The 11846-nt window shown below is 53.9% G+C and carries 15 protein-coding genes; 11 read left to right on the top strand and 4 right to left on the bottom strand.

All coding sequences use genetic code 11. The features are described from left to right. The first annotated feature begins 3 nt into the window (after window positions 1-3). Genes N2M06_RS09910 through N2M06_RS09895 form a run of 4 tightly spaced genes read left to right on the top strand, consistent with a single transcriptional unit; the run spans window position 4 to window position 2727 of the window. On the top strand, window positions 4-1257 hold the full coding sequence (locus tag N2M06_RS09910) for a cyclopropane-fatty-acyl-phospholipid synthase family protein (RefSeq protein WP_346350677.1): 1254 nt from the start codon (window positions 4-6) through the stop codon (window positions 1255-1257). After that, window positions 1227-1709, top strand: a complete 483-nt coding sequence (locus tag N2M06_RS09905) for a DUF2878 domain-containing protein (protein WP_019934933.1) — start codon at window positions 1227-1229, stop codon at window positions 1707-1709. The genes N2M06_RS09910 and N2M06_RS09905 overlap by 31 nt, the downstream gene beginning before the upstream one ends. A 3-nt stretch (window positions 1710-1712) precedes the next feature. Continuing rightward, the gene (locus N2M06_RS09900) at window positions 1713-2195 is read left to right on the top strand and encodes a chalcone isomerase family protein (protein WP_019934932.1); all 483 of its coding nucleotides are present in this window, start codon (window positions 1713-1715) and stop codon (window positions 2193-2195) included. Between the two features lies 1 nt (window position 2196). Continuing rightward, window positions 2197-2727, top strand: a complete 531-nt coding sequence (locus tag N2M06_RS09895) for a DUF3833 domain-containing protein (protein ID WP_346350676.1) — start codon at window positions 2197-2199, stop codon at window positions 2725-2727. Between the two features lie 39 nt (window positions 2728-2766). Here the strand turns inward: N2M06_RS09895 and yfbR are convergent, their stop codons facing one another. Further along, window positions 2767-3360, bottom strand: coding sequence for a 5'-deoxynucleotidase (gene yfbR / locus N2M06_RS09890; protein ID WP_346350675.1), 594 nt, complete (start codon window positions 3358-3360; stop codon window positions 2767-2769). A 68-nt stretch (window positions 3361-3428) separates the two neighbouring features. Between yfbR and N2M06_RS09885 the strand changes: the two genes are divergently transcribed. Continuing rightward, window positions 3429-3719, top strand: a complete 291-nt coding sequence (locus N2M06_RS09885) for a DUF1244 domain-containing protein (RefSeq protein ID WP_346350674.1) — start codon at window positions 3429-3431, stop codon at window positions 3717-3719. Window positions 3720-3858: 139 nt separating this feature from the next. On the opposite strand, the gene purU is transcribed toward N2M06_RS09885, so the two are convergent. The 3 genes from purU to N2M06_RS09870 all read right to left on the bottom strand — a co-directional run bounded on the left by purU (window position 3859) and on the right by N2M06_RS09870 (window position 6249). Next, window positions 3859-4695: a formyltetrahydrofolate deformylase gene (gene purU, locus N2M06_RS09880; RefSeq protein ID WP_019934928.1), complete on the bottom strand. Its 837-nt coding sequence runs from the start codon at window positions 4693-4695 to the stop codon at window positions 3859-3861. Window positions 4696-4722: 27 nt separating this feature from the next. After that, window positions 4723-5187 (bottom strand): YchJ family protein, encoded by a 465-nt coding sequence (locus N2M06_RS09875; protein WP_317074823.1) that lies wholly within the window; start codon window positions 5185-5187, stop codon window positions 4723-4725. Between the two features lie 111 nt (window positions 5188-5298). Beyond that, window positions 5299-6249, bottom strand: coding sequence for an OmpA family protein (locus tag N2M06_RS09870; protein ID WP_019934926.1), 951 nt, complete (start codon window positions 6247-6249; stop codon window positions 5299-5301). A gap of 355 nt (window positions 6250-6604) precedes the next feature. On the opposite strand from N2M06_RS09870, the gene N2M06_RS09865 reads away from it, so the two are divergent. The 6 genes from N2M06_RS09865 to carA all read left to right on the top strand — a co-directional run bounded on the left by N2M06_RS09865 (window position 6605) and on the right by carA (window position 11843). After that, window positions 6605-6856, top strand: coding sequence for a helix-turn-helix transcriptional regulator (locus tag N2M06_RS09865; protein ID WP_019934925.1), 252 nt, complete (start codon window positions 6605-6607; stop codon window positions 6854-6856). A 140-nt stretch (window positions 6857-6996) separates the two neighbouring features. Next, complete coding sequence (locus N2M06_RS09860; RefSeq protein ID WP_346350673.1) at window positions 6997-7770, top strand: M48 family metallopeptidase; 774 nt, start codon at window positions 6997-6999, stop codon at window positions 7768-7770. After that, on the top strand, window positions 7770-8696 hold the full coding sequence (locus tag N2M06_RS09855; RefSeq protein WP_346350672.1) for an ROK family protein: 927 nt from the start codon (window positions 7770-7772) through the stop codon (window positions 8694-8696). Before N2M06_RS09860 ends, N2M06_RS09855 begins: the two co-directional genes overlap by 1 nt. Before the next feature lie 44 nt (window positions 8697-8740). Then, a complete protein-coding gene (locus N2M06_RS09850; protein ID WP_346350671.1) occupies window positions 8741-9352 on the top strand; it encodes an FKBP-type peptidyl-prolyl cis-trans isomerase in 612 nt (203 codons plus the stop codon). A 138-nt stretch (window positions 9353-9490) separates the two neighbouring features. Further along, the gene (gene dapB / locus N2M06_RS09845) at window positions 9491-10303 is read left to right on the top strand and encodes a 4-hydroxy-tetrahydrodipicolinate reductase (protein WP_346350670.1); all 813 of its coding nucleotides are present in this window, start codon (window positions 9491-9493) and stop codon (window positions 10301-10303) included. Between the two features lie 403 nt (window positions 10304-10706). Beyond that, on the top strand, window positions 10707-11843 hold the full coding sequence (carA, locus tag N2M06_RS09840) for a glutamine-hydrolyzing carbamoyl-phosphate synthase small subunit (RefSeq protein WP_346350669.1): 1137 nt from the start codon (window positions 10707-10709) through the stop codon (window positions 11841-11843). Window positions 11844-11846 lie beyond the last annotated feature (3 nt).

Raw genomic sequence — 11846 nt, 5'->3', positions numbered from 1 at the left:
AAGATGGAAACAACCCTGACACTGGCTGCTCCCCGCCGCCTGGACCGCTGGGCCCGCAGTCTGGCTTTTTCCTTGCTTACCGGTCTGAAAGACGCCGGCCTGACCGTGCTTGATGGTGATGATCGCTTCTTTTTTGGTGAGGCCAGTGCATCACTGCAGGCAGAAATCAGAATTCGGGATCCACGCTTTTATCGCCGGCTGATGACAGGCGGCAGCATAGGCGCTGCTGAGTCCTGGGTGGAGGCCGGCTGGCACAGTCCGGATTTGACCGGCCTTATTCGTTTATTTGCCCGTAATACCGACATTATGGATAAGCTGGAACGCCGGCTTGGCTGGATAACCTGGCCCTGGTACCGGCTTACTCACAGACGTAACCGTAACTCAAAGGCAGGCAGCCGGGCCAATATTGCCGCCCATTACGACCTTGGTAATGACATGTATGAGCGGTTTTTAGACCCCTACATGCAGTATTCCTCGGCGGTATTTCCCCGGGAAAACAGCAGTCTGGAGCTGGCTCAGGAGCATAAACTCAGACTGATTTGCTCGCGCCTTGAGCTTAAGCCGGAAGATCATCTGCTGGAAATTGGTACCGGCTGGGGCGGCCTTGCCTGTTACGCTGCCCGTCACTACGGCTGTCGGGTGACCACCACTACCTTGTCTCAGGCACAGTATGAACATGCCGAGGCGCGCATTCAGCGTGAAGGGTTGCAGAATAAAGTCACTTTGTTACTGAAGGACTACCGCGAGCTGACCGGTCAGTATGACAAGCTGGTATCGGTAGAAATGATCGAAGCGGTAGGCCATGAATATTTGCCCGAATACTTTCGCATGCTGAACCGCTTGCTGAAGCCTGACGGCCGGCTGCTTATTCAGGCCATTACCATTGCCGATCAGCGTTACCAGCAATATCGTAAAAGTGTGGACTTTATTCAGCGCTATATCTTTCCCGGTGGCTGCCTGCCTTCGGTCAGTGAAATGTCCCGCCACCTTCGGGAGCAGACCGATATGACGCTGGTGCGGCTGCATGATTACGGCTGGCACTATGCTGAAACGCTGCGTATTTGGGCTGAGCGGTTTCGTCAGGCCGGCCCGGAGCTGACAAGGCTGGGTTATAACGCTGACTTTCAGCGCTTGTGGGCCTTTTATTTTGCCTATTGTGAAGGCGGTTTTCTGGAAGGCACCATAGGTCTGGCTCACTTTGAAGCCGCCAAACCGGGAGCACGAGCATGTCGAAATGGCAATGGACTCAGCTATTAGCTTTTGAGGGTTTCTGGCTGCTGGCGGTGGCGGGGCAGAACCCCTGGGCCTGGCTGACTGCCATGCTGGTGCTGGTACATTTTGCATTTACTCCGAGCCGTGCTGCCGACATTCGAGTGCTGTTGCTGGCTGTGCTGGGAATGGCCGTGGATGGCCTGCTGACTCTTGCAGGTGTGTTTGAATTCAGTCACTGGCCGCTTTGGCTCGGGCTGTTATGGGTGGGCTTTGTGCTGACACTGGGACACAGCCTGGTATGGCTGCGCCGTTTTTCCTGGCCGTTGCTGGCGCTGACCGGTGCCGGAGCAGGAGCGACGTCCTATATTGCCGGCTGGCAGCTGCAGGCGGTGGCGCTGCCCCTTGGTTTCTGGCCTTCAGTGCTGATCTTGGCGCTGATCTGGTCAGGTTTGCTGCCCCTGCTGGTAAAGCTGGATCAGCGATTACGCGAGAGGTAAATCATGAAAAAGCTTTGTTTTTTACTGCTGTTACTGGCGGCCCCTGTGTTTGCCAGCCCGGTTTCCGATCTTACTCTGGTAGGACAGGGAAAAATGAGCTGGCTGTTCTGGGACCTGTATCAGGCCCGGTTTTACAGCGAAAACGGCCGTTATCAGCCCGATGGTTATCCGCAGGCGCTGTCACTTCGCTATCAGCGCAATATCGACAAGCAGGATCTGCTGACCGCTACCGTGGAAGAATGGCAGCGACTGGGAGTGAGCTGGAAACAGGAGTGGCCCCGTCAGCTGGAGCAACTCTGGCCCTCGGTACGCACCAATGACGAGTTGGTATTGCGGGTGGATGAAGATGGCGTAAGCCGGTTTTACTTCAACTGGCGTCTGCTGGGCAGCATAGATGATCCGGCGTTTGCTCCGGCGTTTCTGGCTATCTGGCTGTCTGCCGACAGCCGCGATCCGCAACTTACCCGACAGCTGAAAGGAGGCTGAGATGAAAATATTGCTGATATTACTGGCACTGCTGCCCTTATTGAGCTCTTGCAGCAGCAAGATTGAAGACTATACCGGCACCACGCCTGCCCTGGAGCTGGACCGGTTCTTCACCGGTGAACTGGTCGCTTACGGTATGGTTCAGGACAGATTCGGCCAGGTATTGCGGCGTTTCAAGGTGGACATGGTGGCCAGCTGGGAAGGTAACAAAGGCGTGCTTGAAGAAGACTTTTTCTATGACGACGGTGAGCAGCAACGTCGGGTCTGGTATCTGGAAAAACACCCCGACGGCCGCTATACCGGCACCGCCGGTGATGTGGTAACACCGGCGGAAGGACGAACTGAAGGTTATGCCCTGAACTGGCGTTATACCCTGGCGGTGCCCGTAGACGGTAAGGTGTGGAATATCAACTTCAACGACTGGATGTATCTGCTGGATGAAAACCGCCTGATTAACCGGGCTGAAATGACCAAATGGGGCTTCAGGGTCGGCGAAGTAACTCTATGGATTGAACGCAAAGCCGCTATATGAGGAGAAAAAACATCAACTCCTCACTCCTCACGTTTTTACTCAAAACCCCGGCGTGGAGATTTCATCCAGGGACAGGGAAAAGCTGGGTACGAATACGTCGAGAAAGTAGCGGATTTCGTCATTCATGCGGGCATCCAGCATGGCGGTGAGGCGCTCCCGTGCCTTGGCAAACTCCCGGTTTCCCGCCGACAGCTCTTCCTCGCATTTGAGATAGGCGCAGAGAATATCGGCAGATTTGACCAGCGGGCTGTAGTCGTCTGTTACGTGACCAGATACCAAGGACTCATAGGCAGTACGCAGCTCGGCAGGCAGCATGGTGAGCAGGGTTTGTTCGGCATTCTGCTCTATGGCCTTGTAGGCACTGGCAATGTCCTGGTTGAAATACTTTACCGGCGTGGGTAAATCGCCGGTCAGCACTTCGCTGGCATCGTGATAAAGCGCGCGCATGACGGCAGTGCCGGGATCGAGCTTGCCATTAAACAGAGTATTTTTAATTATCACCAGAGCATGAGCGACCATGGCCACCTGCAGACTGTGCTCAGCCACGTTCTCGGGAACCGTGTTGCGCATCAGCGGCCAGCGCTGGATCAGCTTCATTCGTGCCATTTGGGCGAAAAAGTGACTGCGTTTCATGGCGTTGCCTCATGAGGTTTGTCTTACTAGCCGTTATAATGACACTTCAACAGCAAATGGAGAAGACGATGGACAAGCAAACTCAGACCGAACTTGAAGCTGCTGCTTTTCGTGCCCTGATAACGCATCTGGACAAGCGTAAGGATGTGCAGAATATCGATCTGATGAACCTGGCCGGTTTTTGTCGCAACTGCCTGAGTAAATGGTATCTGGCCGCCGCCGAAGCGCGGGGAGTAGAGATGAACTACGATCAGGCCCGTGAGCAGATATACGGCATGCCCTACAGTGAGTGGAAGGATAAATACCAGCAGGAAGCGACCCCAGAGCAAAAGGCCGCCTTTGAGAAAAGCCACAAATAATATAGCTGTAAGCGGCCAGCTTTAAGCTGTCAGCCAGGCATTTACAAACACAGCTGTGAGCCATCAAGCACCGTCACTTATAGCTGACAGCTTACGGCTTACAGCTCCCCAAGGGGGATTACAGCTCCCCCGAAGGGGGTTATTTAAACACCACAGTACGGTTACCGTAGACGAATACTCTTTCTTCCAGCACCAGGTTGAGTGCCCGGCTCAATACTGATTTCTCCACATCCCGGCCGGCTCTTGCCATGTCTTCGGCAGAATATGCGTGACTGACGTGAGTCACGTCCTGCTCGATAATCGGGCCTTCGTCCAGATCGTCGGTGACGAAATGGGCGGTGGCGCCAATCATCTTTACACCCCGCTCATAGGCCTGACGATAAGGGCTAGCACCGATAAAGGCGGGAAGAAAAGAGTGGTGAATATTAATGATGCGCTTGTTGTAACGAGCCACGAACTCCGGGCTAAGGATGCGCATATACTTGGCCAGCACCACATAGTCGGGATCGTAGCTGTCTATCACCTCGGTCAGCAGACGCTCGTGCTCAGCGCGGTTAAGACCCTCGTGAGACACAGTGTGGTAAGGAATATCAAACTTTTCGGTCAGTGACTGCAGGGTGTCATAGTTGCCGGCCACCGCTACTATGTCGATATTCATGGCACCACTGAAGTGTTTCATCAGAATATCACCCAGACAATGGGCTTCCCTGGTTACCAGTATCACGACCCGTTTGCTGCCTGCAGGTACCAGACGATTTTGGCCGCCTTCCGGCAGGGCTTCGTTCAGATCTGCCAGCAGAGTAACATCATTAAAGCGGCCTTCCAGCTCGGTACGCATAAAGAAGTGGCCGTTATCGTGATCCACAAACTCAGCATTACGTACAATGTTAAGCTGATGCTTATAACAAATATTAGTAATTTTAGAGATAAGTCCCCGGGCGTCCGGGCAGTGACTCAGCAGAATTTTACGTTCCATCAGTGTCTTCTTGTTGTTGATTAAGCCTTAATAACGGCGGCTGCAGCAGTGCTTGTACTTTTTTCCGCTGCCACAGGGGCAGGGCAGGTTAGGGCCGGCTTTGGGCGGGTTATGCACGCCGGAGTGATATACCCAATTCTGGTTCAGTCGCACAAAAAGAGAGCGCTCATGCAGCAGTACTACACGTCCGTTTTCACGGTAACGTACTTTAAACTCCACCTCGCCCTCGTGGTCTTTATTTGTGCCTCTGGCAAAAACAATTGTGAGGCCGAGCCAGTCGGTATTCAGCCCTGAGTCGGCAAGGGCAGTGGCATCCAGTTTACCCAGTGTATCCGGGTGCCAGGTACTGACCAGATAGTCACCTTGTCCCAGCCGGTAGGCGCTGTAGCGTGAGCGCATCAGCGCCAGAGGCGTTGGAGCTGCCAGCCTGCCTGCCAGAAAAGGCTGGCAGCAGTCGGCAAAAGTAAGTTTGCTGTCACAGTAACATTGCATCAGGACTGCTCCAGGTGAAGATAAACAGCAAGTATGCCAGATTATGCCTGCCAGTGAGAAAACAAAAACGGCCCCTCAGGGCCGTTTTTTCACAGGTAGTAACAGGCTGTGTTATTCAACGATTTCAACCTGGATGCTGGCCTGGCCTTTGGCATCTACACGACGGTCGCGCTGACGCTCGGCATCAGTTACGCCCTGAGCCAGCTCTTCACCGTACCAGGCGGTCTGAATGTTTTGTGCAGCTACGCCCTGGTTTACCAGATATTCCTTGGCGGCCAGCGCACGGCGCTCAGACAGCTTGCGGTTGTATTCGGCGCTGCCCAGACGGTCAGCATAGCCGGCCAGTTCAATCTGATAGTCCGGATTCTGGGCAGCAAAGGCCGCAACTTCGTCCAGAGTGGCACGGGAGTCAGCAGACAGAGCTGAACTGTCAAAAGCAAAGTAAACAGAGCCGTCTGCAGTCACAGTACGGGTTTCGTAAGTCACTTCAGGCTGAGGCTGCGGAGCTACCGGAGCAGGTGCCGGGGCGGCTTTGCGACGGTTAGGGTGCAGAACAAACTCAACCATGAAGTTGTTCACGTCACTTTCGTAACCGTTGTCAGCGAGGTCACCAACATTTTCGATACGACGATAGCGAGCCTGTACATCAACCAGATCAGTCACCTGGTAAGTTACACCCAGACCAGCCATGGGAGAAATGCCATCGTGGTTGATAGCGCGAACGGAGCGCCAGCCCCAGGCACCAGCTTCACCAAATACGGAAAGCTTGGGACTCAGCGGATAACGGCCAATAGCAGAAATGTTGGCGTTGTGGGTACGGGTCGCACCACCGTTGAACAGGGTATAGCCTGCTTCAGCACCAAAGTACTGGTTAAAGTTATAACCTGCAAAAGCATTGATGGAGCCGGTTTCGTCTTTGACGGCAGGCAGGTTGTCCTGAATGTCTTCAAAGTTTGCCAAACCTGCACCACCACCGATGTACCAGTCGTTTGCCATTACATTGGTGGACAAACCAGCGGCAAGAGCCACTGCCAGAACTGTAGGAGCCACTGTCTTTTTCATTTTTTATTCCTCATTCAAATGAGTTTTAAATGGTTGCTGACATAATATTCTTTAATTCGCATATGTGATGCGTGTTATAGGTGTTATCAGCATACCCACGCGAAACCAGATTAGCGTGTTTAACAGGTTCTAACAAGGTATGCGTGCTCAATAATGCCCCAGTTTGGGGTAATAAGTCTGATATCAGCTGCGTTAAAAGTTGGTATCAGGGTAATGGTTTGTCTTAAACGCTGTTGTGCCAGTTTTTTTGTTGAATAAATTTCACTCAGTTCATAACGAGTCTGTTCAGCAGTGTTAAACTAAAGGGTGAACACAACCTTGTGTCGTAATCTGCATAATGAGGAGTAGCAAGATTATGAATCCTGATACCAGTCTGGTCGGACAAAAAATCCGTAAAATACGCGAAGCCATGGGGCTCAGCCGGCCCAAGTTTGCCGAGTTGCTGCAGGTTCCGCCCACGACCCTAAAGAATTATGAGCTGGGGTATCGGGAAGTCGGCGGTGCCTTTCTGGTGGCGCTGGCACAACATCCGGAGCTGCACAAATATACTCTTTGGCTGCTGGCTGGCACCACTGTGCCTGAAGCAGGTCAGATTGGCCCGGAGTGATGACACCTTCTGACGCAATGAAGCGGACGGCAGCGTTTTCGTCAAAATAATGCGTTCGAGTCTGTTTACCGCTTGTGTAAGCCGGCAGTTATGCTAAAAAATGAAATTTTGGCATAGTTGAGGGTAAAGCGGTGCGAGTAATGATTCTGGCTTTCGTACTGGGTGCATTAACAGCCTGCACTCAGTCTCCTACCGGCCGCAGCCAGGTGCTGCTATTTTCCGAAAACGACATGCAACAGCTGGGTGAGCAGTCGTTCACCCAGCTCAAGGAGCAGGAGCGTATCAGCACTGATCGCGGTCTTAATCGTTATGTGCAGTGCGTGACCAGCCAGCTGACCGCCACGCTACCCGGCGCTAATCAGTGGGAAGTGGTGTTATTTGATTCCGAACAAATTAATGCCTTTGCACTGCCGGGCGGGAATATCGGTGTCTATACCGGTCTGCTTAAGGTTGCCAATAGCCAGGATCAGCTTGCCGCTGTTATCGGGCACGAGATTGCTCACGTACTTGCCCGGCACAGCAACGAGCGCGTGTCACGCACTCAGCTTGCCAGCATCGGGTTGACTGCCGCCGATGCTGCCCTGGGTCAGTCTGGTGTAAGAGAGTCGGCCATGGCTGCGCTGGGTCTGGGAGTGCAGGTAGGTTACCTGTTACCTTATGGTCGAGAGCAGGAAGCTGAAGCAGACAAACTGGGCTTACAGTTAATGGCTCAGGCAGGGTTTGATCCGGAGCAGGCCATTGCCCTGTGGCGCAACATGGCTGCTGCTGAATCCGGTAATCAGCCGCCGGAATTACTTTCTACTCATCCTGCCCATGGCACCCGTATACAGGGGTTGTCGGGCCTGCTGCCGGAAGCCCGCACGCTTTATATGCAGGCCCGGGCACAGGGCAAGCAGCCGGCGTGTGACCGCTGATGATCTACGGTTTTGATATCGGTGGTACAAAAATTGCTTTCGCTGCCTATGATGACAAGCTTCACCCGCAGCTTGCCGAGGTGCATGCCACGCCAAAAGACGATTATGACGCCTTTTTGGCACTGATCACTGAGCAGATCCAGCGGGCTGACAGTCATTTTGGTGCCAAAATGCCGGTTGGGTTTGGGTTTCCCGGTATTCAAAATGAAAAGGGGGCTGTACTGGCACCCAACGTACCCGCTATTCATGGCCGTAATCTGCTTGGTGATCTGCGGCTGCGGCTGGAACGGCCCGTTTACGGCAACAATGATGCCAACTGCTTTTTGCTCTCGGAGTATCACGGTGGTGCCGTGGCTGGAAAAGAACTGGCGCTGGGTCTGACCCTTGGGACCGGAGTAGGTGGCGCGCTTATCCATAAAGGCTGCCTGATCAGCGGACGCCGTTTCGGCTGTGGTGAATTTGGCCACGGACCTGTGGGGGCCGATGTGCTGGCCCGTTATCCCGGACTGCCTCTTTATGCCTGTGGCTGCGGCCGTATTGCCTGTCTGGAAACCTATGTTTCCGGTACTGGTCTGGCCCGGCTGGCGCAATATACAGGCAGCGAGCAAACAGGCCAGCAGTTGATGGACTCCTGGCTTGAAGGGGATGCCAGAGCAACCACCTGCATGAACGTCTATCTGGATATACTGTCTTCCGGACTGGGAACCCTGATCACGCAGCTTGACCCCGATGCCATTGTGCTTGGCGGTGGCATCAGTGAAACCCCGGCTTTGTATCAGGCCCTGGCTTCGCGCCTGCCTGCCAGCCTGATGACCGGTATGCAAGCGCCACCGGTTTATGGACCCGTGTTCGGCGGGGCAGGTGGCGTCCGGGGTGCGGCATTATTGGCCAGGCAACCCGATTGGGCGTTCAGCTCACTGGTGTAATTTGTTAGCATGGCATCTTTGCACTCAAACACAGAGGGAATTCCATGTCGTCTTACGAGACAGTAGAACAGAAAGCCAGCTATGGCATCGGCCGTCAGATCGGTGATCAGCTGGCCCAGCAGCCGTTTGAAGGGCTGAACATTGCCGCCGTACAACAAGGTCTGGCCGACTCCCTCAACGGTGAAGAATTTGCCGTGTCCCGGGAAGACATCAATGCCGCCTTTGGTGTGATCACCGAGCGCATGAAAACCGAGCAGGCGGCTCAGTCTGCCAAGGCCAAGGAAGAAGAAACCGCTTTCCTGACCGCCAATGCCGCCCGTGACGAAGTGCAGCAGACCGAGTCCGGCCTGCAGTACGAAGTACTGACTGCCGGTAACGGTGCCAAGCCTGCCGAAACCGATACTGTGCGTGTGCACTATCACGGTACCTTTACGGATGGCTCTGTATTTGACAGTTCCGTACTGCGCGGTGAACCGGCTCAGTTCCCGGTAAATGGCGTGATCAAGGGCTGGGTAGAAGCACTGCAGCTGATGCCGGTTGGCTCCAAGTGGAAGCTGTTCGTTCCTCATCACCTGGCCTACGGCGAGCAGGGTGCCGGCTCTATCCCACCGTGCTCCACCCTGGTATTTGAAGTTGAGCTGCTTGAAATCGCCTGATTTCAGACAGTCTGAAAAAACCGGCAGCCGCCGGTTTTTTTATGGGCGCTTTTTGGCCCGGCGGAATTTGCAAGCGAGGCGCATTCTGGCAAACTGCATAACCATCACATTACTGTTAATGAATAAAGGGAATACAACATGAGCAATCCGGTTCGCATTGCCATTGCCGGCTGTAACGGACGTATGGGAAAGGTACTGGTTGAGTCCGTTACCAACACCGAGGGTGTGGTGCTGACCGCGGCCATTGAGCATGCCGGCTCCAGTGTGCTGGGCGCCGATGCCGGCGAGCTGGCCAATGTGGGCCGGCTTAATGTACCGGTGACCGCCAGCCTGGCCGATGTGATCGATAACGTGGATGTGATTATCGACTTTACCCGCCCTGAAGCGACCCTTGCCAATATTTCCTTGGCGCAGGCTCACGGCAAGCGTCTGGTCATCGGCACCACCGGCTTTACCGATGAGCAGAAAGCCGAGATTCAGGCCGCCGCCGCTGATACTGCCATGGTCATCGCGTCCAACTACAGTGTAGGCGTAAACCTGGTGTTCAAGCTGCTGGAGCAGGCAGCAAAGGTCATGGGTGACTATACCGATATTGAAATTATTGAAGCGCACCATCGTCATAAGGTGGATGCACCGTCCGGTACGGCGCTGAGCATGGGTGAAGTGATTGCCGATACACTGGGGCGGGATCTGAAAGAATGTGCTGTATACGGCCGGGAAGGCATTACCGGTGAGCGGGATCCAAACACCATTGGCTTTGCCACCATTCGTGCCGGTGATGTGGTCGGCGAGCATACCGCCCTGTTTGCCGACATTGGTGAGCGAGTCGAGATCACCCACAAGGCGTCCAACCGGCTGACCTTTGCCAATGGTGCCGTGCGTGCTGCGGCCTGGATTGCCGTCCAGCCAGCAGGCATCTTTGATATGCAGGATGTGTTAGGGATTAAATAAGCAGCAATATTGCCATGAAAAAGCATTCCGCCAGCGTTCTGCGCATGAAAGCGGGATGCTTATTTTATTTGTGTTTTTATAAGTTTTTGTTTTTATTGTGTTTTGTTTTTTCTTTTGAGTAAAACAAGACATTTTTCTGGTTGCCTGTACCAAGGTGTCATTTATTCTACTTTGGCGGTTTTCTCCTTTCTTTTTATGCTGCTATTCTGATTTTTTATGCTGGAACAGGCGGTTTTTTCGACTTTCAGTGTTTTGGTTCACAAAAAAGTTTGTCGAAAACCGCTGGTACAGATAAAATACACAGAATTTGCCCAGTATTAGCCGAGATGCAGTAAATTTTTTGTCTGTACCTCGGGACAGCCAGGTAAATTGTTGATTTATAAGAATTAACTTGGAGGTTGTCTTGAATCACTCAGCGCTGCTCGTATTGGAAGATGGCTCGGTCTTCCACGGTACAGCCATTGGCGCCGACGGATGTTCCGTTGGTGAGGTGGTATTTAACACGTCAATGACGGGATACCAGGAAGTCCTTACCGATCCGTCCTACGCACGCCAAATCGTAACGCTCACTTATCCCCATATAGGCAATACCGGCACTAACGCCGAAGATGAAGAATCCGACCGGATTCAGGCTCAGGGTCTGATTATTCGCGATCTTCCCATTATCGCTTCCAACTTTCGTAACCAGCACACCCTGTCCGACTATCTCAAGGCTCACAACATAGTGGGTATTGCCGATATCGATACGCGTAAGCTGACTCGTATTTTGCGTGAAAAAGGCTCCATGGCCGGCTGCATTGTAGCCGGCAGCAACCTGGATGAAAGCAAGGCGCTGGCTGAAGCCAAAGGCTTTCCGGGCCTCAAAGGCATGGATTTGGCTAAAGAAGTGACCACTGCCGCCGCCTATGAATGGCGTGAAGGCAGCTGGGAGCTGGGTCAGGGCCACAGCCAGCCCACCGACGCCGAGCTGCCTTACCATGTAGTGGCCTATGATTTTGGTGCCAAGCGCAACATTTTGCGCATGCTGGTAGACCGCGGCTGTCGTCTGACCGTGGTGCCTGCCAACACGCCGGCCTCCGAGGTGCTGGCCATGGATCCGGACGGCATCTTTCTGTCCAACGGTCCCGGCGACCCCGAGCCCTGCGACTATGCCATTGAGGCCATCAAAACCTTCCTCGAGACCGAGATTCCGGTATTCGGCATCTGCCTGGGTCACCAGCTGCTGGGTCTGGCCAGTGGTGCCAAAACCATGAAAATGGGACACGGCCATCACGGTGCCAACCACCCGGTGAAGGATCTGGATCGTGATGTGGTGATGATCACCTCACAGAACCACGGCTTTGCGGTAGACGGCGACACCCTGCCCGAGAACCTGCGCGCCACCCATGTGTCGCTGTTTGACGGCACCCTGCAGGGCATGCATCGCACCGACAAGCCGGCGTTCTCTTTTCAGGGACACCCGGAAGCCAGTCCGGGCCCGCACGAGGCCGCCAACCTGTTCGATCATTTTATCGAACTGATCAAGAAATACCGCGCATAAGGA

The organism is Oceanimonas sp. AH20CE76 (assembly GCF_039654065.1).
GTDB lineage: Bacteria > Pseudomonadota > Gammaproteobacteria > Enterobacterales > Aeromonadaceae > Oceanimonas > Oceanimonas smirnovii.
Note: the sequence above shows the minus strand (reverse complement) of the source record. Positions and strands in the feature narration are given on the sequence as shown.

Excerpts from the sequence above, each read along its gene's own strand:
- N2M06_RS09855 (WP_346350672.1), top strand. The coding sequence starts at position 7,770 with ATGATCTACGGTTTTGATATCGGTGGTACAAAAATTGCTTTCGCTGCC.
- N2M06_RS09860 (WP_346350673.1), top strand. The coding sequence starts at position 6,997 with ATGATTCTGGCTTTCGTACTGGGTGCATTAACAGCCTGCACTCAGTCT.
- N2M06_RS09865 (WP_019934925.1), top strand. The coding sequence starts at position 6,605 with ATGAATCCTGATACCAGTCTGGTCGGACAAAAAATCCGTAAAATACGC.
- N2M06_RS09905 (WP_019934933.1), top strand. The coding sequence starts at position 1,227 with ATGTCGAAATGGCAATGGACTCAGCTATTAGCTTTTGAGGGTTTCTGG.
- purU (WP_019934928.1), bottom strand. The coding sequence starts at position 4,695 with ATGGAACGTAAAATTCTGCTGAGTCACTGCCCGGACGCCCGGGGACTT.
- N2M06_RS09850 (WP_346350671.1), top strand. The coding sequence starts at position 8,741 with ATGTCGTCTTACGAGACAGTAGAACAGAAAGCCAGCTATGGCATCGGC.
- N2M06_RS09875 (WP_317074823.1), bottom strand. The coding sequence starts at position 5,187 with ATGCAATGTTACTGTGACAGCAAACTTACTTTTGCCGACTGCTGCCAG.
- N2M06_RS09910 (WP_346350677.1), top strand. The coding sequence starts at position 4 with ATGGAAACAACCCTGACACTGGCTGCTCCCCGCCGCCTGGACCGCTGG.
- N2M06_RS09870 (WP_019934926.1), bottom strand. The coding sequence starts at position 6,249 with ATGAAAAAGACAGTGGCTCCTACAGTTCTGGCAGTGGCTCTTGCCGCT.
- dapB (WP_346350670.1), top strand. The coding sequence starts at position 9,491 with ATGAGCAATCCGGTTCGCATTGCCATTGCCGGCTGTAACGGACGTATG.
- N2M06_RS09900 (WP_019934932.1), top strand. The coding sequence starts at position 1,713 with ATGAAAAAGCTTTGTTTTTTACTGCTGTTACTGGCGGCCCCTGTGTTT.
- N2M06_RS09885 (WP_346350674.1), top strand. The coding sequence starts at position 3,429 with ATGGACAAGCAAACTCAGACCGAACTTGAAGCTGCTGCTTTTCGTGCC.
- N2M06_RS09895 (WP_346350676.1), top strand. The coding sequence starts at position 2,197 with ATGAAAATATTGCTGATATTACTGGCACTGCTGCCCTTATTGAGCTCT.
- yfbR (WP_346350675.1), bottom strand. The coding sequence starts at position 3,360 with ATGAAACGCAGTCACTTTTTCGCCCAAATGGCACGAATGAAGCTGATC.